Source organism: Falsihalocynthiibacter sp. S25ZX9 (genome assembly GCF_041205405.1).
Classification (GTDB): Bacteria; Pseudomonadota; Alphaproteobacteria; order Rhodobacterales; family Rhodobacteraceae; genus Falsihalocynthiibacter; species Falsihalocynthiibacter arcticus.
This window is the reverse complement of sequence record NZ_JBGFCD010000008.1, coordinates 174,349-196,125: the sequence shown is the minus strand read 5'-3', so window position 1 is coordinate 196,125 and position 21,777 is coordinate 174,349. Positions and strand designations below refer to the sequence as shown.

General features: G+C 53.9%; 22 protein-coding genes and 1 tRNA gene. 11 read left to right on the top strand and 12 right to left on the bottom strand.

The window, feature by feature from the left end; genetic code table 11:
- Window positions 1-213: 213 nt before the first annotated feature.
- Window positions 214-513 (top strand): hypothetical protein, encoded by a 300-nt coding sequence (locus AB9F29_RS11235; protein WP_039003510.1) that lies wholly within the window; start codon window positions 214-216, stop codon window positions 511-513.
- On the opposite strand, the gene larB is transcribed toward AB9F29_RS11235, so the two are convergent.
- From larB to AB9F29_RS11210, 5 genes are read right to left on the bottom strand one after another with little or no spacing between them, the layout of a single operon-like run.
- Complete coding sequence (gene larB, locus AB9F29_RS11230) at window positions 510-1,190, bottom strand: nickel pincer cofactor biosynthesis protein LarB (RefSeq protein ID WP_335584428.1); 681 nt, start codon at window positions 1,188-1,190, stop codon at window positions 510-512. The genes AB9F29_RS11235 and larB overlap by 4 nt on opposite strands.
- Window positions 1,187-1,990 (bottom strand): adenine nucleotide alpha hydrolase, encoded by an 804-nt coding sequence (locus tag AB9F29_RS11225; protein ID WP_369755746.1) that lies wholly within the window; start codon window positions 1,988-1,990, stop codon window positions 1,187-1,189. The genes larB and AB9F29_RS11225 overlap by 4 nt, the downstream gene beginning before the upstream one ends.
- A complete protein-coding gene (locus tag AB9F29_RS11220; RefSeq protein ID WP_369755745.1) occupies window positions 1,983-3,137 on the bottom strand; it encodes a LarC family nickel insertion protein in 1,155 nt (384 codons plus the stop codon). Before AB9F29_RS11220 ends, AB9F29_RS11225 begins: the two co-directional genes overlap by 8 nt.
- Window positions 3,134-4,423, bottom strand: coding sequence for a nickel-dependent lactate racemase (gene larA / locus AB9F29_RS11215; protein WP_369755744.1), 1,290 nt, complete (start codon window positions 4,421-4,423; stop codon window positions 3,134-3,136). Before larA ends, AB9F29_RS11220 begins: the two co-directional genes overlap by 4 nt.
- The gene (locus AB9F29_RS11210; protein WP_369755743.1) at window positions 4,413-5,678 is read right to left on the bottom strand and encodes a glycerate kinase; all 1,266 of its coding nucleotides are present in this window, start codon (window positions 5,676-5,678) and stop codon (window positions 4,413-4,415) included. Before AB9F29_RS11210 ends, larA begins: the two co-directional genes overlap by 11 nt.
- Before the next feature lie 89 nt (window positions 5,679-5,767).
- Between AB9F29_RS11210 and AB9F29_RS11205 the strand changes: the two genes are divergently transcribed.
- Window positions 5,768-6,556 (top strand): FadR/GntR family transcriptional regulator, encoded by a 789-nt coding sequence (locus AB9F29_RS11205; protein WP_369755742.1) that lies wholly within the window; start codon window positions 5,768-5,770, stop codon window positions 6,554-6,556.
- A 33-nt stretch (window positions 6,557-6,589) separates the two neighbouring features.
- A tRNA-Gly gene (locus AB9F29_RS11200) sits at window positions 6,590-6,663 on the top strand.
- Between the two features lie 25 nt (window positions 6,664-6,688).
- On the opposite strand, the gene AB9F29_RS11195 is transcribed toward AB9F29_RS11200, so the two are convergent.
- The 4 genes from AB9F29_RS11195 to AB9F29_RS11180 form a co-directional block, all read right to left on the bottom strand.
- Window positions 6,689-8,731 carry an ASKHA domain-containing protein gene (locus tag AB9F29_RS11195; protein ID WP_369755757.1) on the bottom strand — a complete coding sequence of 681 codons (2,043 nt, stop codon included), beginning with the start codon at window positions 8,729-8,731 and terminating at the stop codon, window positions 6,689-6,691.
- 74 nt (window positions 8,732-8,805) lie between these two features.
- Window positions 8,806-9,783 carry a methyltetrahydrofolate cobalamin methyltransferase gene (locus AB9F29_RS11190; RefSeq protein ID WP_335584434.1) on the bottom strand — a complete coding sequence of 326 codons (978 nt, stop codon included), beginning with the start codon at window positions 9,781-9,783 and terminating at the stop codon, window positions 8,806-8,808.
- Between the two features lie 10 nt (window positions 9,784-9,793).
- Window positions 9,794-10,738 (bottom strand): methylenetetrahydrofolate reductase, encoded by a 945-nt coding sequence (locus tag AB9F29_RS11185; protein ID WP_335584435.1) that lies wholly within the window; start codon window positions 10,736-10,738, stop codon window positions 9,794-9,796.
- 26 nt (window positions 10,739-10,764) lie between these two features.
- Window positions 10,765-11,061 (bottom strand): virulence factor, encoded by a 297-nt coding sequence (locus tag AB9F29_RS11180; protein WP_335584436.1) that lies wholly within the window; start codon window positions 11,059-11,061, stop codon window positions 10,765-10,767.
- A 273-nt stretch (window positions 11,062-11,334) separates the two neighbouring features.
- On the opposite strand from AB9F29_RS11180, the gene AB9F29_RS11175 reads away from it, so the two are divergent.
- Window positions 11,335-12,447 carry a Ppx/GppA phosphatase family protein gene (locus AB9F29_RS11175; protein WP_335584437.1) on the top strand — a complete coding sequence of 371 codons (1,113 nt, stop codon included), beginning with the start codon at window positions 11,335-11,337 and terminating at the stop codon, window positions 12,445-12,447.
- A 1-nt stretch (window position 12,448) separates the two neighbouring features.
- On the top strand, window positions 12,449-13,243 hold the full coding sequence (locus tag AB9F29_RS11170; RefSeq protein WP_039003520.1) for an RlmE family RNA methyltransferase: 795 nt from the start codon (window positions 12,449-12,451) through the stop codon (window positions 13,241-13,243).
- A 25-nt stretch (window positions 13,244-13,268) separates the two neighbouring features.
- Here the strand turns inward: AB9F29_RS11170 and AB9F29_RS11165 are convergent, their stop codons facing one another.
- Entirely contained in the window at window positions 13,269-14,141 is an 873-nt protein-coding gene (locus AB9F29_RS11165; protein ID WP_369755741.1) for a LysR family transcriptional regulator, read from the bottom strand.
- Between the two features lie 92 nt (window positions 14,142-14,233).
- Between AB9F29_RS11165 and AB9F29_RS11160 the strand changes: the two genes are divergently transcribed.
- Both AB9F29_RS11160 and AB9F29_RS11155 read left to right on the top strand, forming a co-directional pair.
- Entirely contained in the window at window positions 14,234-14,707 is a 474-nt protein-coding gene (locus AB9F29_RS11160) for a cytochrome c (protein WP_335584439.1), read from the top strand.
- A gap of 34 nt (window positions 14,708-14,741) precedes the next feature.
- On the top strand, window positions 14,742-15,647 hold the full coding sequence (locus AB9F29_RS11155; RefSeq protein WP_369755740.1) for a c-type cytochrome: 906 nt from the start codon (window positions 14,742-14,744) through the stop codon (window positions 15,645-15,647).
- A 61-nt stretch (window positions 15,648-15,708) separates the two neighbouring features.
- Here AB9F29_RS11155 and AB9F29_RS11150 read toward each other — a convergent pair whose 3' ends face one another.
- Window positions 15,709-16,278: a YcbK family protein gene (locus tag AB9F29_RS11150; protein ID WP_369755739.1), complete on the bottom strand. Its 570-nt coding sequence runs from the start codon at window positions 16,276-16,278 to the stop codon at window positions 15,709-15,711.
- A 321-nt stretch (window positions 16,279-16,599) separates the two neighbouring features.
- On the opposite strand from AB9F29_RS11150, the gene AB9F29_RS11145 reads away from it, so the two are divergent.
- Genes AB9F29_RS11145 through AB9F29_RS11130 form a run of 4 tightly spaced genes read left to right on the top strand, consistent with a single transcriptional unit; the run spans window position 16,600 to window position 20,822 of the window.
- Window positions 16,600-18,210, top strand: coding sequence for a L,D-transpeptidase family protein (locus AB9F29_RS11145; RefSeq protein WP_335586682.1), 1,611 nt, complete (start codon window positions 16,600-16,602; stop codon window positions 18,208-18,210).
- 27 nt (window positions 18,211-18,237) lie between these two features.
- A complete protein-coding gene (gene lpxD / locus AB9F29_RS11140; protein WP_369755738.1) occupies window positions 18,238-19,326 on the top strand; it encodes a UDP-3-O-(3-hydroxymyristoyl)glucosamine N-acyltransferase in 1,089 nt (362 codons plus the stop codon).
- Between the two features lie 27 nt (window positions 19,327-19,353).
- Window positions 19,354-19,617 carry a phosphopantetheine-binding protein gene (locus tag AB9F29_RS11135; protein ID WP_335586684.1) on the top strand — a complete coding sequence of 88 codons (264 nt, stop codon included), beginning with the start codon at window positions 19,354-19,356 and terminating at the stop codon, window positions 19,615-19,617.
- A complete protein-coding gene (locus tag AB9F29_RS11130) occupies window positions 19,614-20,822 on the top strand; it encodes a beta-ketoacyl synthase (RefSeq protein ID WP_369755737.1) in 1,209 nt (402 codons plus the stop codon). The genes AB9F29_RS11135 and AB9F29_RS11130 overlap by 4 nt, the downstream gene beginning before the upstream one ends.
- Window positions 20,823-20,891: 69 nt before the next feature.
- Here AB9F29_RS11130 and AB9F29_RS11125 read toward each other — a convergent pair whose 3' ends face one another.
- Complete coding sequence (locus AB9F29_RS11125) at window positions 20,892-21,551, bottom strand: invasion associated locus B family protein (protein ID WP_369755736.1); 660 nt, start codon at window positions 21,549-21,551, stop codon at window positions 20,892-20,894.
- Window positions 21,552-21,777: the final 226 nt, after the last annotated feature.

Below are 21,777 nucleotides of genomic sequence, written 5' to 3'. Positions count from 1 at the left end.
CACAAAATATTTCCATATCAATACCTTGTGCCAATAAGTTCATGTATTTCGCGGTAATTTAATGACTTTGACGGCAATCGCATCAGAAGCGCCCTGACCTCCAAAACGCACGATAAATGTATAAAATTCAAGGCAAACCGAAAAGTTTCGCGGATTATTAAGATTCAGTCTGCATGATCCAAAGCGGGTGATTTGGGTTTTTAGGATGGGTTTATGAGCATACACCAAGATATTTCTCAAGGTGGCACAGATGTGTCAAATGGGACAGCAGACGCAAAGAATAAAGTGCAAAAACGTTTTCGAAATGTTGTTGTAAAGCGGGAACGGCTTTTTAACCTGCTTCAAGAGGAGCATTTAAAAGAACGGCTTGCGGCGCAGGAAGAAAACGTTTCCAAAGATACGCCCAGTGCCTGCGTTTTCCGGCTTTATGGGACGGGGCCATTGCCCGAAGTCAAACCAATGGCCGCTGAAAACGACGACCCAACATCACAAGGGGTTGTCACATTTCGTTAGAAAACGATAGCACCAGTGTCTTTTTCGGAAACCGCAGTAGGGCGCAATATTTTGGCGGCTGCTGCGGCAGCTCCAAAGCCGTTGTCGATATTTACGGTCAAGACACCAGGTGCGCAACTTGCCAAAGCTGAGGTGAGGGCCGCCTGTCCGCCTTGGGAAACGCCATAGCCGACGGACGTTGGCACAGCAATTACCGGAGCACAGACTAATCCGGCAAGGACCGAAAAAAGCGCACCTTCCATACCTGCAATTGCAACTATCAATGGAAATTCGCGTAATTCCGGTAGACGTTCTTGCAATCGCCACAATCCAGCGACGCCTAGATCGGCGAAGAGCACTGCGTTTAAACCAAAAAACTGCGCTGTTGAAATAACTTCCTGCGCAACCTTATGGTCGGACGTTCCACCCGTCACCACGGCCAGTTTTGGTGCATTCGGCGCGATTTTTGGCGCCCGAAAGACTGCCGTTCGTGCAACCAAATCGCAGAGAACATTGTGAGGAGCCAACGCGTGCAATTGTGCGTCCGTCAGGCGGGTCATCAATAGTGGCGTCTGGGATTGTACATGTGCGTCAAAAATGTCCAATAGATGTTCCACAGACTTATTTTCGGCATAAATTACTTCGGGGAGGGACGTTCTCGCTTTACGATCCCAATCAATATTTGTGTGTGATTTCATGATGATATCGGCATGATGAACGCGCTCCCTCGACTATAGGCTGCATGGCCTACGAAAGGTTTTCCGGCCATTTCGCAAAGCGTTTTGACCGCTTGAAGGGCCGCTTCGCTCGGCTTGGAACTTGTATCCAGTCGCAACCCGTTTGGCGTGAGGCGACACCGAATGTCGTCCGCATCCATCATCGTGGCCGCGGCAGTCTCGATTTTATGGATGAGCGCCAAGTCGCCGGCGGAAATGGCAATGCCCGTCTCAACGCGACTGGCCAAACAGGGTTGTGCGGGCAATGTGGCGATATCCGGCAACCCCAGCAACCGCGCGAAGTTTCGCAACTCCGATTTGTCGATTTTGGCCTCTACAAAAGGGTGTAAAACGTTATTCTCTTTCGCAGCAATCAATCCGGGTCTGTATTCGCCAAGGTCGTCCAAATTTGTGCCAGCAGCTAGGTCTCCGTGGCATTCCTGACGGATGCGTGCATAGAGATTACTTTTACAGAAATAGCAGCGATTATGGGGGTTTTTAATGTAATTTGGGTCGTCAAACTCTCGGGCGTCGAGTGTTTTAAGCGTCCAGTTTTCAGTTCGCGCCATATCCCTCACGCGCTGCGTGGCTTCGCTCGGAACGGCCGGTGACAGCGCGTGGGCCACAGTGATCTGCCCATTGAGGCGTCCCGCAATCGTTGCAAGCGTTAGACTGTCAACGCCACCACTCACGGCTACTGTCAAGTTTGAGGATTGCATAACAACCCTGCGCAAACGCTGAAATGTGGCGAGTTTCTCAAGGGCTTTCGGAATATCATGCATCACGTAGTCCCTCAGATTCACGGGCTTGCTTGCGCCGCTCAGCAAGGCTCAAAAGGGGGGCCAAAGCGTCGCTCTCGACCTTAACTGTGTTTCCAGTGGGCCTGATGGCCGTTTTAATTGGCCAGCCTGCATGCGTTTCGGATGTGCGTCGCAGGATTTTTCGGCGAACCATCGAAAACCGAACTCCAAGCGTTGATGTTTGGATAAAACAGGCGCGTATGACGGAGTCTTGCTGCGCGGGAAGCGCCAAAATGCGTAGTGAAGTGCGATTGCGTCCCTTTTTTCCCAGTTCTTGCCGACATCCGACGTCAATTACCCCTTCCGTCTCGCGTAGGTATTCGACTGAGATAGCCAGTTCTTCGCCTGTCATGTCGTCGATTTCAAACGCGATTTCACAGACCATATCCTGTTGCATATCATCGCCGGTAGCCTGTGTTTCTAAGACCCTCAAGATATTGGCAACATTGGGGAAGTCCTTCTGTCCTGCCCCTATGCCTGTCTTGCCGACGGACCCCGGAGGAGCCTCTTTTGCAGGTTCCAAATACTTAAGAATCGCGGCCCCAGTCGGAGTAATTCTTTCGCCGCTAACACCATCATCATAACCCTCAAACCCGTGCAAAAGGAGGGTCGTCGCGGGGGCAGGTACAGGAATCCAGCCATGCTGTGTTTTCACGCGACCAGAGCCAAGCGGCAGTGCACTCACAGACCAAGTTGCTGCGGCTTGATCAATGATGCTTGCGGCGCCAACAATATCGGCGAGGGAGTCCCAATCGGCGACCTCATGAAAATGGACAGCGTCAATTTCAACGCCATGACATTGCGCTTCGGCTGAAGCTAAGTGGGTAAAAATGTCGAGGGCAATTACCTTTACTTCATCCCGTAAGTCGCTGCCATTAATGAATTTTTTAATATCATCCCAGTGGTGTGTTGGAGGGGCGTCGGTTTCAATTTTGAAGGTGACTTGCGAAGCTCTAAACCCAGCTTTCTTGACCGTAGCAACAGTTAATCCAACCGCGAAATCTAGCCCCGCATCGGAAATATCTTGGCGCAAAATCGGGGCAAAATTCGGAAAAGTATCCAACATGGCTGCAAGGAACATATCGCCCGAGATACCGCCCAAAACATCTAGGTGAAGGTGGCGGCTCATGCCTTTTTCCGTGCCTGTGGAACCACATAGGGCCCCTCTGGGATCACGGCGATATCGGCGTCGCCGTGCATTTTGATACTCGCGGCGATGGCTGCAGTGAGGTCTGTGACGCGGGAAATACCCGTGACCGCGAAATCCGCTTCGGGTAAGTGCGATGAATAGAGATGCACATGCCCCGCGCGCATAGGTTTGAGCTGCATTTCGGTCTGCCATTCATCAACATCAGCAAAAGATTTAGCCAACAGGGAATCGAGAAATGCCGTCGGGCCCACTGCCACCAATTTTTCTTGCGCGGCCCGAAAATGTGGCGAGCCAAGCCCTTCGCCGCAATGGGAGGCGATGATCAACGTGCCTCCGGGCGCAAGGATATCGAGGGGAGTGACCATGCCTTTCACCGTTTGGTAATAGGTTTGGTCCAACGGATAACCCGCAGCGGAGGTCACGACCGTTTTGAACGTCCGGCCCACGGGGATTTCGGTGAACTCTCGCACAAATTCAACGGCGGAAAGGTGGCTTTGGATGATCTCGCCGAAGCTTGCAAAAACCAGCCTGCGTTTTTCGTCAATAACGGTGTTTAGGGCGTAGGTTTCCCCCAGCATTTGCACGATTTCGAGCTGTTCTTCATGCAGTGGATTTGCCACCAGATTGCATTCCTTGGCAGCGGGATCTTCCATGAACCGCGCCGAGTGAAACGTGCGTATGGTTTCGTGATGCGCGACACCGGGGGCGACAACTTTGCGCCCTCCAGAATAGCCCGCCATAAAGTGCGGCTCCACGAGGCCCGTAGCAATCCGCAGATCAGCGTCGACAAGCCGCTTATCAAGTTTTACCGGAACGCGGCGTCCTTTGGTGACGCCTAAATCAACGTGATCCTCATCGTTGAGCGCATAGTGGTTTTCAACCCGAACGTTCTCTAATACCCAAGGATCATTGACTAATTCTTCGAGTTCTTCACCCAAATTGGGTCGATGAAGCCCCGTCGCAATGAGGACGGTGATCTTATTTTTGGGAATGCCGCCAGCAATCATTCCCTCGATCATTGGGCGCAGGAAGAGATGGTTTGGAACGGGGCGGGTGATGTCGCAAATCAGGATACATGCGGATCTGCGACCCTGACACAGGGCCTCGAAATTCGCGCTGCCAACGGGGTTGCTTAGGGCATTGGCGATGAGATTTTCTGGCGAGTCCGGCGTGGGAAACGCGGGTTTTGTAATGACGGTCGCCTTTGCGCCTTCGGGCAAGGTTAGTTCTAGGCCCTCGCGCCCATATAGAAGGTCAATTTTCATCTGTTGTCTCCACAAAAATCGCTCTGAAATCGTTCACGTTGGTATGGGTCGGTCCGGTTTGAACGAGTCCGTCGATCCCTTCGAAAAAACTATACGCGTCGTGGTTTGCCAGTGCGGTATAGGCCGCATCGCGGGTGGCTTTTGTGTGGGTCTGGGTCGTCCAAATCGCCCCCGCGTTATGTTCTGATCCGTCGCGCCCATCTGTGTCGCAGGCCAGTGCCGAGATTGCCCGATTGTCCCAAGCGGCGAGGGCAAAGCCCAACAAAAACTCGCTACAGCGTCCGCCTTTACCCGGTTTTGCACGCACGGTCACTGTTGTTTCTCCGCCGGAAATCAAGACGGCTGGTCCACGTGCGGGCTGGCCGTGGCGGCAAATTTGTGTCGCGATTCCCGCCATAACTTTTCCGGCCTCGCGGGCCTCACCTTCAATTGCGTCGCCCAAAATTATCGGGGTCACTCCAGCGCGTTTCGCGACAGCGGCGGCGGCCTCAAGGCTTGCTTGGGGGGCGGCGATGATGTGGGTTTGGGCTTTGGTAAAGGCAGGATGGTCGGCGTTCGGTGTTTCGCCATCGGGGCCTTTTAAAACGTCAAGGATGTGGTTGGGAAGATCAATAGAGAACCGCTCGATAATCGAAAGCGCGTCCGCGATGGTGGACGCGTCGGGTACAGTTGGGCCAGAGGCAATAATCGATGGCGAGTCGCCGGGAACGTCGCTTATGGCCAAGGTTAAAATTTGCGCAGGAGCGGCTGCTACGGCGAGGCGACCTCCTTTGATGGCCGAGAGGTGTTTGCGCAGCACATTCATTTCGTCTATTGCCGCGCCACTTTCCAAAAGAAGTTTATTTAACAATTGCTTGTCTTGCAATGTTAAACCATTTGCGGGGGCAGACATCAGGGCGGAGCCACCGCCAGAAATCAGGCAAAGCGCGAGATCCTCTGGCCCCAACTCCTCAACGAGCGCAAGAATTCTGCGGGCTGCATCAACACCTGCGGCGTCGGGAACGGGATGCCGCGCTTCCACAATTTCGATGCCCTGACAAGGTAATGACGCACCGTGTGGAACGATGACGAGGCCTTCGCACGGCCCCCATTGCGCTTCGACTGCCTGTGCCATGCGCGCGGAGGCCTTTCCAGCGCCGACGACAACCACGCGCCCCTTGGGTTTTTCTGGCAAATAGGGGGGAACCGCTTTGAAGGGGTCAGCTGCCTCAAGAGCCGCGTCAAAAAGGGATTTTAGGAAGTCACTAGGTATCATTTCGGCCTCGGCAGACGTTGGCGTGAATGGGTGTGCTTGCTTTATGTCAGATTGTCAGGCAATCTGTCAATCAATCAAGGAGTAGCCACATGTTCAAGCCCGTTGCACAGGTTCCCAGGTACCGCCTTGTGGCTCAGCAAATCGCTGATCGTATCCTAGAAGGTGCGCTTAAAGCGGGGCAGAAAATGCCTGCGGAGCGGGTGTTGGTGGAGAGTTTAGGCGTTTCTCGCGCCACGATCCGAGAAGCACTTATTGCGTTAGAAATAACGGGCTACGTCGAAAATAGGTTCGGGGCAGGGGTACAAGTTGCGGCCCGTCCTCCGCGGGACAATCAGTTATTGGAACTTGCTGGGCCGGGGCCATTTGAGCTTTTGGAAGCGCGAATTATGATCGAGGGCGAAGTCGCAGCCCTCGCGGCAGAAAACATTGGCCCTGAAGAAATTGCGCGTCTGAAAATGTTGATTGATGCCATGCAAAATGAAAGCGGTAGCGCGTTTTGGGGCGAAAATGCCGACGAAGAATTCCATCTAACGATTGCACGGGCGACGGGAAATCTAGCGTTAGTGAATGCTGTTGCCGAATTTTGGCGTCAACGATTGCAGATGCCAATGTGGGTTAAAATCCACAGTCGTGTGAACGTCGAGGCAATGAAACCTCAATTAATTCAAGAACATGTGGAGATCGTTTCAGCTCTGGAGCTAGGAAATGGTCCAAAAGCACGCGATGCGATGCGCCGCCATATCGCGTTGTTTGGGGCGCAGATTTTGGACGGGTGGCAGGCTCTGGCGCCTGAAGACCGCCAAGAAGTTTCTCCACCACCAGAACGGTTGCGGCGTCGTGTTGAAACGGAAATCGGAGAATGGGATTTCCCCTCTTGAACCGCTCAAACTCGCGAGATAAAAAGTCGGCATGCGGGTGTAGCTCAATGGTAGAGCAGCAGCTTCCCAAGCTGAATACGAGGGTTCGATTCCCTTCACCCGCTCCAAAACACTCCCTTTAAAATCATGACGTTAGCCGCGACGTCTGCGCCGCCGTCCGCCGCCCTCTGTTCCATCACCAGACGTGTTGAAATTCAACGACGGCAAGGTCAGAATCGCGTCGAGATGTGGGAAGCCATCCACGGCATTGGGAATGTTTGACGCGTTGACGAAATGCTCCTGAAAACGGGGTTCAATCGCGGTTTCGATCTTGTGGATGGCGCGTACCGTGGCTTCGATCTCGCGCCTTGCGTCAGTATTCAACAGTGCGATCCGTGCGCCTGTGCCTGCCGCATTGCCCGCAGAAGTCACTTTTTCAAGGGCGCAGTCGGGGATCATTCCCAAAATCATCGCGTGTTTTGGACTGATATGCGCGCCAAACGCGCCGCACAGCACGATGCGATCCACAGTGTCGACATCGAATTTGTCCATCAGCAAGCGCGCGCCAGAATAGAGCGCGGCCTTGGCCATTTGGATTTCGCGGATGTCGCGATTGGTCACGGTGATTTTTGTGCCCCCAAGCGGTGTCGCGTCATAAACGAGGTAGGAATTAGTCCGTCCATCGGGGAAACAACGCGGCGTGCCGACTTGCTCGGCTGATCCGATGAGGCCCGGCCCGTCGACGATCCCTGCAACGCGCATTTCTGCGACCAATTCGATAATTCCAGAGCCGCAAATGCCCGTGACGCCCGTTGCCAAGGCGACCTCGTGAAACCCTTCTTCGGTCGACCAAAGGTCGCTGCCGATGATTTTAAAGCGTGGTTCCTTGGTCTCGGGGTCGATTTCGACACGTTCAATGGCACCTGGTGCGGCGCGTTGACCCGCTGAAATCTGCGCGCCTTCAAAGGCGGGGCCTGTGGGAGAAGAGCACGCTAACACACGGGTTGTATTGCCTAAAAGGATTTCCGCATTGGTGCCCACATCGACGACCAACACGAGGTCTTCGGATTTTTCGGGCGCTTCCGACAAGGCAACTGCCGCGGCATCCGCGCCAACGTGACCCGCGATGCACGGCAAAATATAAAGCGCGGCGTTTTCATGCAGGGGCAAACCAACATCGCGTGCTGCCAAATTGAGGGCGTTTGAGGTGGCCAATGCGAAGGGGGCTTGGCCCAATTCATAGGCGTCGATGCCCAAAAACAGGTGGTGCATGACAGGGTTGCACACGACGGTCGCGTCGACGATCTGTGACAACTCGATGTCGGCCTCTTTGGCGACGTCACGACACAATTGCGCCATGCCTTCGCGCACGGCGGCGGTCATTTCAACTGATCCGCCTTCGTTCATCATGCCGTAACTCACGCGGCTCATCAGGTCTTCGCCATAGCGGATTTGGGGGTTCATCAGGCCTGCGCTTGCGACGACTTCTCCCGTTTCCAAGTTACACAAATGGCCGGCAATTGTGGTCGAGCCGAGATCCACCGCCAGCCCGAAGAGTGCGCGTTCGTCAAATCCTGCGAAAATGTCGAGTAGGACGGGTGCGGTTCCCGTGCCCGCGTCGTGGATGATACAAGTGACTGACCAGTCGCCTTTGCGCAAAACCTTTTGCAGACGGGTTAAAACGGGCAGGGAGGCCGTGATGCCCACAATGTCCCATTGGTCAGACAAGCCTTTTGAAAGGCGTTCAAAATCCCCCGTGGGTTCGTGCATGTCTGGTTGTTCTACACTGACCAAAACACGGCGGATAGAGGGGGCGAGGGTAATGTCACGGGCCTCGGCGCGTTTGCGCACGACCTGTTTGTGCACTTGGCTTTCGGGGGGCACGTCGATCACGATATCCGACGAAATCACTGCCTGACACCCCAATCGTCGGCCTGGTTTTAGGCCGCGAATGCGATCATAGCGCTCTTCAACTTCGTTGATTGGGGAAAGCGCGGTTTTCGCTACCGTGAGCCCGTGTTTCGGGAACTCGCCAAAGGAGGGTTCGACCTGACATTTGCTACAAATCCCGCGCCCGCCACAGACGGAATCTAGATCAACGCCCAATTGACGCGCCGCCGTGAGCACAGGGGTGCCCACAGGAAAATGCCCCCGTTTTCCGGAGGGTGTGAAAATCACGAGGGGGTCGATTTTGATGTCACTCACGGGGAAACTCATTTTTTAGGAAGCAAAGGGGGCAAATTTCACCCCCTTTTTGGTGTTTCTTTTAGTTAACGGCGACGGCGGCGTCCACCGCGGCCCGAACTGGCTTCAGCGGATTCTTTTGAGGCGTCCGCAAACGACATTCCGGCGGCGACGGCCTCTAGAACTCGGCTGAATTTAATCCATTCTGTGCCGTGCGGGTCGTTGTTGTTGAGGAAATTCGCGGCGCGAATGGCTTCCATTTCAACGGGGCGCACAGGATTCATGATCGCGCTGGTCATGCCTGCACCAATGGCCATCGGGAGGAAGGCAGCGTTGATGCCGTGACGGCGCGGCAGACCAAAGGACATGTTTGATGCGCCACAGGTCGTGTTAACGCCCAATTCATCGCGCAAACGCCGAACGAGGGTAAAGACTTGTTGCCCCGCAGTCGCCATCGCGCCAATCGGCATAACCAGCGGATCGACCACGATATCATGGGCGGGAATGCCGAAATCTGCGGCCCGTTCTACGATCTTTTTGGCGACGGCAAAGCGCACATCGGGGTCTTCGGAAATGCCGGTGTCGTCGTTAGAAATCGCCACAACAGGCACGTTGAATTTCTTAACCAGCGGCAAAACCAACTCAAGACGCTCTTCTTCGCCCGTGACGGAATTGAGCAAGGGCCGGCCCTCGGCGGCTTCAAGTCCCGCAAGAAGTGCTGCGGGAACCGAGCTGTCGATACATAAAGGTGTGTCCACAACCTTTTGAATACGAAGGATAAGTTCGCGCATCAAAGGTGGCTCTACGAAGTTGTTATCGGCATAGCGGGGATCTTCGGCCATTTTGTTGGAAAACACCGCACCCGAGTTGATGTCCAGAATATTCGCCCCACACAGCATCTGCTCAATGGCGTCACGTTCAACGGTCGAGAAATCACCAAGCTCCAATTCGGCAGCGAGTTTTTTGCGGCCCGTTGGGTTGATCCTTTCGCCGATGACGCAAAACGGTTCGTCGAAGCCTATAATGGAGGTTTTGGTCTTACTTTCAACGACGGTACGGGTCATGGGCTATCCTTTAAGGGTCTTGTGGCGCCAAAGCGGCGATATCGGAATGAGCGGGCGTGGCATTAGAATGTGAAAGAGCCCAGTTTGCGTTCGTTGTAATGCCACCCAATGGGAAGAAATGCAACGATTTCAACAAGCTTTTTGGATTGGCAGCTTTATAGTCGGCGAGGCTTTTTACAAGGTCTGTTGGCTCATAAGGCACAACCAGTTTCGTGACGTCACGGGCGCGTTTTTGCAAAACGCGGAGCGAGGGGCCAACGCCACAGGCAATGGCAAAACGGATGAGGGTTTGCAACTTGGCCGGACCAGCGACGCCCAAATGCACGGGAATCGTAATGCCCGCGGCCTCAAGGGCTTCGATCCATTTGATCACGGGGGCGGCCTCAAAGGCGAATTGCGTCACGATGGCCATTTGCGCATCAGAGCGTTCGTTGAAATCTTGCTTCCAACGCAGGGCGTCCATCACGAGGCGGTCAGTGCCGTCGGTATCAATATCGCGGTTGCCTTCAGGGTGGCCCGCGATGTGCAGACGTTTGAAGCCGTCAAAAAGACCGGTTTCCAACAGCTGCATTGAACTGTGGAAGTCACCGTGGGGTTTCGCGACACCGCCGGCGAGGATCAGGCCTTGCTCAACGCCCGCTTCGCCTTGGTAACGCGCGATCCAGTCGGCCAATGTGGCGCGATCTTGAATAATGCGCGCGGGAAAATGCGGCATGACTTGCATACCGTCACGGGCCAAACGCGCAGCGGTGGCGACCATCTCTTCAATCGGTGTGCCTTCGATATGCGCAACGTATACGCGGGTATTTTGGGGCAGGAGGGCGCGGAAATCGTCAACCTTTTCGGCCGTGCGCGGCATGACCTCAATGGAATAGTCTTCCATCAATGCGGTCACATTGCGGGGCACGATATTCTGGGTGCCAGACTCGCGGCGTTTGAACGATAACAGTGACATACATGCCCTCCAAAAGGAGGATGGGGTTAAGCCCATCCGTTATTGGTAATCAGCGCTTTGAGGCGGTCACGATCATATTCGGCTTCGATTTCAGCAGCTTTGGCCTGTGCGGCCTCCTCGTCACTGCCTTCAACTTCGACCGAAGGGGCTTTGCGCCACTCCGCGAGATACGCGTCGGTGCCTGCGGCCCCCGAAGCCATTGCCGCACGATCAATCGCTTGCTCAAACCGCTCAGAGAGCTGAATTTTCACACTGCGACGGCCACGTCCAACGATGACCTGTGCTGGCATATCTCGCCAATATACGATGGTAACTTGTGCCACTGCTGATTCCCTTCTCTCTTTAGTTTTAGGGTGGCCCGCGCGCAATTAAGGTCGAATTTCGACCTGACATCTCGTTTTCGCGACCCATAGCCCAAAAGGCGTGCTCGGACGTAGCTCTAAAGGTTTGCGCGCGGCAGTGCTACGGGGCAGCATTGGAAAAATCTTCATGTTCATTATGAGGGGCGCAAAGCGCGTATTGCCCGACGAGTGTCCTTGCACCTGTGCACAGAAGGACATAGCTTGGGGATAACTCGAAAATGAAAGGGCGTAAAAATGACGCCCAAGCGTCCCGATGGTGCGGGCGCGATCCCAGTTGCGGTTGATACCCCCGCGCCAATACACACCGATTCCGTGCCGCTGTATGCGGCACTGGATTTGGGTACAAATAGTTGCCGCATGTTAATTGCGCGTCCCAAAGGTGCGCAATTTGAAGTTGTCGACAGTTTTTCCAAGTCGGTTCAGCTTGGATCAGGGCTTGAGGCTTCTGGCCGTTTGTCTCGCGGATCGATCGCGCGCACGGTTCAAGCGATGCGAATTTGCCAAAAGAAACTACGTCGCCACAAAGTGACGCGGATGCGATTGATTGCGACCGAGGCCTGTCGACGGGCCACCAATGCACATGAGTTGATTTCGCGGGTGAAGCGCGAAACCGGCCTTAAGCTTGAGATTATTCCCGCCCAAGAAGAGGCGCGCCTCGCGGTGATTAGTTGCGCGCCTTTGATGAGCCGTAAAACCGAGCAATTGCTGGTTGTGGATATTGGTGGCGGCAGTACGGAACTTGTCTGGCTCGATGTTTCCCACCTTCCCAAACGCGACCGAAAAGCCGCGATTATGCAGGTAAAACATGGATTTGACGGCAAGAAGTTGCCCGATACAATGGCGCGGGTTGTGGATTGGATTTCGGTGCCCCTTGGGGTGGCGACGCTGCGCGATCAGTTCATGGATGTGGATAATGACGCGGCGCGTTTTGCCTTGATGAGTTGGTTTTTTGAGGAGAAATTGGCGAATTTCACCCCCTATATCGGCGACCACATTCGGGCTGGATTTCAGATCATTGGCACCTCGGGAACCGTTACGACCGTCGCTGCAAGTCATTTGAATTTGCGTCGCTATGATCGCAACAAGGTCGACGGCTTGCAAATGACCAGCGACCAAATCGATGCGGTCATTCAGGAATATTTGTCGCTTGGTCCGGACGGGCGGCGCAACGATCCACGGATTGGCAAAGATCGGCAGGCGTTGATCATGTCTGGGGCTGCGATTCTTCAGGCCTTGCTGCGGATCTGGCCAACAGATAAACTTTCAGTTGCGGATCGCGGTTTGCGCGAAGGGCTGCTATACGCCCTAATGAGCGCCGATGGCGTGTTAATAGATGAGGCCGATTAAAATGGCAGACGGTTCTGAAAAAGGCGGCGCAGGGCGTCGGGTTGGCGGCAAAGGGGCTGGCGGTCCCGGTTCGCGGGGCGGATCTGGACGTGGATTGCGCGACCTTCGGGTCACGGTAAAAACCGCGCGTGGACGCAAGCTTTCCTCGACACTTTGGCTCGAACGCCAACTCAACGACCCCTATGTCAAACGGGCGGGCTCCGATGGATATCGCGGTCGTGCGGCCTATAAGATTTTGGAATTGGACGATAAGTTTAATTTCTTCACGCCCGGAGCGCGCGTTGTCGATTTGGGCTGTGCACCGGGGGGCTGGTGCCAAGTTGCTGTGCGGCGTGTGAATGCGCTCGGCGAGAAAAAGGGCAAGGCCATTGGCACCGTTTTGGGAGTCGATCTTCAAGAGGTTGAACCCATTCCCGGGGCCGACATCCATGTTCTTGATTTCCTGGAAAACGATGCCGACGAGCAGGTGAAAACTTGGCTCAATGGTCGTGCCAACGTTGTACTGAGCGATATGGCAGCCTCGGCATCAGGACATAAACAGACCGACCACAACCGGATTATGGCGCTATGTGAAGCCGCTGCTTATTTCGCTTTTGATGTACTTGAGCCTGAGGGAACGTTTGTTGCCAAGGTTTTGGCGGGCGGAGCCGAGGATTTCTTGCAGAAGATTTTGCGGATGAAATTCAAGAAGGTGACCTACGTTAAGCCACCAGCCAGTCGTGCAGACAGCTCAGAAAAATTCATTGTCGCCACAGGGTTTCGCGGCGGCACGGCTGCGGATAAATCTAACATCTGATAAACGGTTTTTGCGCGGTCCTTGATTAAAGTTTGCCGCGCAAAATATCGGCGCGGTCGGCGAGACAGGCCGAAAGTTGAGCCCGAAGCGCACGAATTCTAGGAGTTTGCGCGAGGTCCGAATGACTCGCAACCCAAATCGGCACCGTCATTTCGGGTGCCTGTGTTTCACGGCGTATTAATCCGGGTGCTGCGTCGCCGATAAAACTCGGTAAAAACGTACATCCAAGCCCCGCAACGGCGAGACGGCACAGCGTTTGAAAGCTGTCTGCGGCCGCAACACATGCGGTTTGCGGAATGAACTTGGACATCCAATTGGCAGGCTGGGAGCGAGCCAGCGGACCAACTAAGGTGATCCAATCGTTCGATTTTTCAGGCGAGAGTGTGCGGGACATATAGGCTGAAAATCCCATGATGGCAGCTTGTTCCCCGATCAAATCGTCCTCAAGCTTTAGGGCAGGACGCACCGTGATATCGGCCTGTAGGCGGCCCAAATCGACATGGGCATTTGTGGACAAAAGCTCAATGTATAACTGGTTGGTTTGGGACTGCAATTGGGCAGCAATTTCGGGCAATATCGAATGGCAAAACGTGTCGGTTGAGGTCACACGGACCGTTCCGCTCAAGACGGGGCGCGCGTGTCCGCCGAGGTTTTGCACCGCTCGAAGCGCATCCTCGGCCTCACGCGCGGCGGCAAACACGTCGCGTTTATCAGTTAGAACTTGATAACCATGGGCTGTGCGCTCAAATAGAACCGTACCGAGTTGTTCCTCGTAGCTTGCGACCCGTCGCAAGACGGTCGCGTGATTTACACCCAAATGCTTGGCCGCCTTTGAAACTGACCCTAAATCTGCGACGGCCAAAACAAATCGTAGGTCATCCCAGTTTTCCTTGTGCATAAATAAAGAGGACCTTCTGCAAAATTGGGGACTGTCTATGTATTTTCTAACAGCTAACCTTAGATAAACGACTCTTTGCAAGGAAAATTCATATGAAACGTCTTTCAATTCTTCTCGTTGGTGCTGCCGTTGCTATTTCTGGCGCAACTATTTCATTCGCCAGCACCGATGCCGAACTCAAAGCCGCGGTTGAAGCGCGCCAAGAGAATATGAAGCAACGCGGCAAAGAACTCGGCGCTCTTGGCGCGATGCTCAAAGGCGAAGTGGCCTATGACGCGGCCGCAGCACAGGCCGCGGCCGATGCTTTGCTCGCAACGGTTACCGCCGATCAATCCGGTTTTTGGTTGCCCGGAACCGACAGCGACACATTTCCCGGGTCACGCGCAATGCCAGCAATTTGGGCTGAAGGCTCAAAAGCTGGCGAAGAAGGTGCTGCCCTTGTTGTCGCGGCCGAGGCGATGGTCGCAACCGCAGGGCAGGGTGTTGATGGCATCAAGGCCAGCATGGGGGGCGTCGGTGCCGCCTGTAGTTCTTGCCACAAAGCCTACCGCGCTCCAAAGAAATAGCTTTCTTTAAGACACTGTTTCTAAAGGGGAACTTATGGCATCCTGGGGAAAGAAAATTGCGAGCGGTGGGGGAATCCTCGCCGTTTGTGTCGTTGCTGGCCTCTATATCACCAAGCCAGAAAGGCTCGCGCCTGATGCGTTGGAGGGAATGATCCCCAACACAGAAAATGGCGCGCGAGTCTATTCGGCGATGGGCTGTGCCTCCTGCCACACGGCACCCTTGGGAGTAGAGTATGAAAACGACGCACTCGGAGGCGGAAAGCGCTTTCCTAGCCCCTTTGGAACCTTTATCGCGCCCAATATTTCATCGCATCCCACAGCAGGTATTGGCACATGGACCGACCTAGAAATCGCCGACGCTGTTCTAAAAGGGACATCGCCCACGGGGGAACATTACTATCCGGCGTTTCCCTATGCGACCTTCAACAAAGCGAAGTTGCAAGACATTGTAGACCTCATCGCGCATTTGCGCAGCCTTCCCGCAATTGATACGCCGCGAGAAGCACATGATCTTGGGTTTCCGTTCAATATGCGGGTGTCCCTTGGCGGCTGGAAGCTGCTGTTCGTCAATACCGATTGGGTCGTGACCGGCGATTTGACCCCGCAGCAGGAACACGGCCGCTATTTGGTCGAAGCTATGGGGCATTGCGGCGAATGTCATACGCCACGGAATGTGCTTGGAGGCAGCGAGAAGACGTTGTGGCTTGCGGGCGCCCCAAATCCGGTGGGCAAAGGGCGCATTCCAAATATTACGCCGGGGGAATTTAACTGGTCAGAGTCTGATGTGGTCGAATATTTAACGTCGGGCTTTACACCAGAATATGATTCCGCAGGAGGGGAAATGGCCGATGTTATTGAAAACATAGCTAAACTTCCTAGCGCCGACCGCGAAGCCATTGCGGCCTATCTTCAGATCGTTCCAGCCCATTCAAACAAATAAGCCGCCTCAATTAAGAGAGCGGCTTGAATGTAGGGCAGGAGTGGTGTGAGGGAAGTCGCTTTTAGCCGCCCCAAGAACGTACAGGGCCGCAATCCATATGGACGAAATTAGATCGGCTATATTTGCCAACGCCACCAGCACTACAGGAGGCCGCAGCTTTCGCCATTTGCGAAACAGTGCGCGATTTGAGGCGTAAATCGGCAGCTTGGCCGACCATGTGCAGCGAATTTTTGGCAACGCCGCGTGACCGTGAGCGTAAAAGTTGGTTGGTTTTGCGGCTGCGATATCCGGACAAAAGCATGTAGGGCTCTGTGACATCCAAAAGACTATGGGAGGCCGTGATGATATCAATTGTGCGTGTATCGATATTTTTGGCTTCGTCCTGACGCCAGTCGCGCATAAAATAATTGATCTGTGTAAGGGCAGGTTTGATATATTCGCCATCGATCCAATAGATCATGTCGATATTTTCACCCGTACGTTGGTTGAACATGTTGATACGGCGTATGTCGCCACTTCCGCGCAAAAAACCCGCAGCGCTTGAATATGTGGGCGCTGCTGTGATCGCGGTTGCCGCAAAAGCCGCTAAAAGGCCTCGGCGGGATAAGCCCGCAGGTGTCGCTAGTGTCATTGGTACTGCCCGTTCTCGTTTTTTGGCCACATTTGCGTGCGGCTGCATTGTTCCCCAGATGCACCTTTCTTATGACATAATCGAAAAAAACCGCCAAGGCTTGATTCCAACAAGGTGGGAATTCCGCCGTTTTTGGGCGAAATGTTGCGCATAGGTCTTAGTCAAAGCTTAATTTCCACCTGATATTTAAAGTAAGGAGTAATTCGGGTAAGCTGAGGTTGGAAAGCGGTACCCCGCGAGAACGTGATCGTGCATGCACTTGCTTTTCAAGAAAGATTTACGTATTCCGCGACATTAAATCGTGAACGGAACGAGGATAAAATGGTATTTTTGCGCGCAGGCTTTGCTTCTTTTTTGTTGGTTTTGATGTCTGTGGTGGTGACGCTTTCAGCCTCAAGTTCAGCGCAGGCCGAAATCACAGCCTTTAAACAGGCTGTCGCTGAAGAATCTGCAAAAGACGCAGGAATCGCCGCGTTCTATCGTGGACGGAATTTTGAGCCGATCTGGACCCAGAACCGTGGAAAAGATGCAACCCGTCGCAAGGCGTTTTTGCAAGCGATTTCGATGGCGAGTGTGCATGGACTTCCGGCTGGCCGTTATGACCCAAATGTCTTTATGGCCGACCTTGGACGCGTTAAAAACCAACGTGACTTGGGGCGCATCGAAGTCCAGATGAGCCGCCTGTTTGTACAATATGCCCAAGATATTTCCCGCGGAATTGTGACCCCGTCAAAAGTTGATCCCGGGATGGTCCGCAAGGTTTCCCGCTATAATTCAGAGGATCTGTTGACGGCCTTCACCAAATCGTCCCCTGCTGGTTTTTTGAAAAACTTGGCCCCTAAAAACCCCGAGTATTTGGCATTGACCAAAGAGAAGCTGACGCTCGAGAAACAGCTTGGACGCGGCGGATGGGGCCCCACGGTTAACGCCAAGAAGCTTGAACCCGGCGCGAGTGGGAATGATGTGGTGACGCTTCGTAACCGTTTGATTGTTATGGGATATATGGGGCGTTCCGCCAGCCAAACCTACGATGTTACTCTGCAAAAGGCGGTGCAGCAGTTTCAGCTTACCCACGGGTTAAACCCAGATGGCGTCGCAGGGGCCGCTACAATTTCGGAAATCAACGTTCCCGTCGAGGGACGATTGAAATCTGTTATGGTGGCCATGGAGCGTGAGCGTTGGTTGAACGGCGTTGAGCGCGGCAAACGCCACGTATGGGTGAATATCACCGATTTCCACGTCCGCATTATAGATGACGGTAAAACCACCTTCGAAACACGGTCGGTCGTCGGCAAAAATACGTCCGATCGTCAAACGCCCGAATTTTCCGACGTGATGAGCCATATGGTCATCAACCCGACGTGGAATGTGCCCCGTTCTATTGCGGTGAAAGAATACCTTCCAATGTTGAAAAAGAACCCAAATGCGGTTTCGCATTTACGGTTGATCAACGGTTCAGGACAGATCGTAAGTCGCGAAGGTCAGGACTTTACACAATATTCCGCCCGTAATTTCCCCTTCGATATCAAGCAGCCCCCAAGTCGCGGCAATGCTCTGGGTTTGGTGAAATTTATGTTCCCTAATCGCTATAATATCTACTTGCACGACACACCGGCCAAGGATTTGTTCGGCCGTGAATCGCGCGCCTTTAGCCATGGATGCGTTCGATTGCGCGATCCACAGGATTTCGCGTTTGCTCTTTTGGCCAGACAGCAATCTGCTCCGGAACCTTATTTCAAAAAGATTTTGGCCACGGGGCGCGAAACGACGGTTCCGCTTGATCAACCGATTCCCGTTCATATTGTGTACCGCACCGCCATCACGGACCCAAAAGGACGGACTAATTATCGTCGGGATGTTTACGGACGCGATGCCAAAATATTTGATGCAATGCAAAGGGCTGGGGTTACATTGCAGGCCGTTCAAGGCTAAATCTCCCAGTAGCTTTTGGGGGACTGAATGACACATCGTATTTCAGAGATTGCAGCAGCGCTTGGAGCGGAAGCTTTTGGCGCTGTCGATCTTGAGATTTCCGGCGTTTCTGAACCTGCTACTGCGGGCCCACGGGATCTCGCGTTGGCGATGGATCCCAAATACGCCGACGGCCTCGCGCAAGGGAAAGCTCAGGCCGCGATCCTTTGGCAAGGTGCCGATTGGCAGGCACTTGGGTTGAAGGCGGCGCTGTTTGTGCCGCGTCCCCGCTATGCCATGTCAGGCGTCACACGTCTCCTTGATCCCGGTCCGCAGATCGTCGGAATTCACCCGACGGCCGTGATTGACCCGAGCGCAAAAATTGGCGCAGGGGCGGCGATTGGTCCCTTTGTGGTGATTGGGCAAAATGTCGAAATCGGTGTGAACGCACGGATTGCCAGCCATTGCAGCATTGAAGAGGGCAGCACCATTGGCGATCACGCGCTGTTGCGGGCAGGTGTGCGGATTGCGGCGCGCGTCTCGATTGGGCATAGTTTTATTGCTAATCACGGAGCCATTGTTGGCGCCGACGGATTTTCCTTTGTGACCCCCGAAAAATCCGGCGTTGAGAATGCGCGCGAAAGCCTTGGCAATCAGGGCAACGCGCAGGCGCAGAGTTGGACCCGTATTCACAGCCTTGGGGGCGTGACCATCGGCGACAACGTGGAGCTTGGCGCGAATGTCACGATTGATCGCGGCACCATCCGCGACACACGCATCGGCAACGGCACGAAGTTGGACAACCAAGTTCATCTTGGCCATAACGTTCAGGTTGGCGATGATTGCCTATTGTGTGGACAGGTTGGCATCGCCGGATCAACCGTGATCGGCAACCGTGTGGTTATGGGTGGCCAATGTGGCGCGAGCGATAACATTTTTATCGGCGATGACGTGGTTGCGGGCGGGTCATCCAAATTATTTACGAATGTGCCTGCGGGTCGGGTGGTATTAGGCAGCCCTGCCGTTAAGATGGAAAACCAGATGGATATGCAAAAAGCGCTCCGCCGTCTGCCTCGAATGATGCAGCAATTTCGGGAGCTTCAAAAAACTGTTTCAAACATCGTGCAAAAAGACTAGATCAGCCCATAACGGAAAGGGCAATCAATGCCAAACGTACAAGAAAAAATATTCGAAATCGTCGCGGAGCAAGCCGTCCTCGATGTCTCTGATGTGACGCTTGAAAGTACATTGGAGGACCTAGGCATCGACAGTCTTGGACTGGTCGAGTCGATCTTTGCGATTGAAGAAGCCTTTGATATCCAAGTGCCTTTTAATGCCAACGATCCAAGCGAAAGTGACTTTGATATCTCGACTGTGGCGTCAATCGTGAAAGCGGTCCGCGGACTGGTCAATGAGCCTGCTACGTGAAACGAGTCGTTATCACGGGTCAGGGTGCGATTAACTCCCTTGGCCACACAGCTGTTGCCACCATGGAAGCCATGCGCGAAGGGCGTTGCGGCATTGGCGCATTGCATTTTCGCGACGTTGAGCGCTTGTCGATCAAGATTGGCGGGCAAGTCACAAATTTTGATCCGGAAAGCCTTTTTAACCGCCAGCAGATTGCCCTTTATGATCGCTACACACAGTTTACGTTGATTGCGACCAAGGAAGCGATGGAGCAATCAGGGATCATATTTGACGGTGAATTGGCGCATCGTTCTGGCGTGATTTTGGGCACCGCTGGCGGCGGCATGAACACGCAAGACGAGAATTACCGTTCCGTCTACGAAGAAGGAAAAAACCGCGTTCACCCCTTTGTGGTGCCAAAGCTGATGAACAATGCGGCCACCTCGCATGTCTCGATTGAATACAACATAATGGGACCAAGCTTTACCGTCGCCACCGCCTGCGCCAGTTCCAATCACGCTATGGGACAGGCGTTTAACATGATCCGCTGTGGTATGGCGGATGCTATGCTGACGGGGGGGTCCGAAAGCATGCTGTGTTTTGGCGGCGTCAAGGCTTGGGAAGGTCTCCGAGTTATGTCCCGCGATGCCTGCCGCCCATTTTCGGCAAACCGAAATGGCATGGTTCAAGGCGAAGGGGCTGCTGTTTTCGTGTTTGAGGAATATGAGCACGCCCGCGCACGTGGCGCCGAAATATTGGCGGAAGTCGTTGGTTTTGCAATGACATCGGATGCCTCCGACATTGTTATGCCATCCAAACACGGAGCGGCACGGGCAATTTCGGGCGCGTTGAAGGACGCTAAGCTCGCCCCGTCGCAAGTGGGATATATCAACGCCCACGGCACGGGCACCGCGGCGAATGACAAAACCGAATGCGCCGCTGTTTCCGCCGTCTTTGGCACTGCGGCGGATGATTTGATGATCAGTTCAACCAAATCGATGCATGGGCATTTGATTGGCGGGACGGGGGCTGTGGAGCTTTTGGCCTGCGTAATGGCGCTGCGGGACGGCATTATTGCACCCACCATCGGCTATGAGCAAGAAGATCCAGAATGTGCGTTGGATGTGGTGCCGAATGTGGCGCGCGAGGCGGACGTGGATCATGTCCTCTCAAACGCGTTCGCTTTTGGCGGTTTGAACGCGGTTTTGGCGCTTAAACGTATATAACATCTTGTTATTTCATGAAAAAGGCCCGCAATCGATGTGATGCGGGCCTTTTTCTATTCTGGTTTGATCTTATTTTTTGGGTTGCAAGGCTACCAGTTTGTCATAGCCCAGTGTAAATCCTTTAAGGGAAATCGTGGCCGTTGCCGTTTGATCTGGCGCAACTGCGGGTACGATTTGAAGACTGGCGGCGCTGCCCTTTTTATACGCGGCTATGTCTTCAGCAAGCAAACCGATGCGGCCAACGCAGCCGACCGAACCACAGAAAGAATAGGGATAGCGGCGCGCGTCTGTGGAATCCACCGAGATCAAGATACCTGGGGGCAGCATTGTATCGAGGGGCGTAATGATGGTGGCGCCCGCAACTGCTTTGGAATTCGGCTCATTGATCGGAAAAATCGAGATTTCAGCAAAAGGGCCTTCGCCATTTTGCAGCAGCTGATACAGCTGGCAGGGATCAAATTCCTCTTCCGTCTTGGCACATCGAATTTGCCAGTCGCCGGAAACATCAAGCAAGTACTCTTCGCCCACAACAACTTCGTCTTTTGTTGGCAAGCGGGTCTCAACGGGCGTTCCAGTCGAGAGTTGATCCGCAACCGAAGGGGCCGTTTCTGAATCTGGTGTCTCTTCTGTGGCAGGGGCTTGGTCTGGGCTTGTTGTGTCTTGGGCTAACGCGAGGCTAGGAAGTGTCACAAAGCAAGCTGCAAGTATTGATTTCATCGCTAAATTCATGGTCCGTCCGTTCTTGTTGTCGTTTCAACGGATTTAGCACGTCTTTTACGTGCTGTCAGGTTCGAATCGAACAGAAACGAATTGATCCTGTCGAAAATGGTATTCCTAGCTGCATTGGGGGCGGATCACAGGTGAATCACGCGTTTAGACGCCAGTAACCCATCCTGAGGAGCGCGCAAATTAGCCATGGATTGAGAGCAAGGCTTGGTTCTAAACGTAAAAAAGG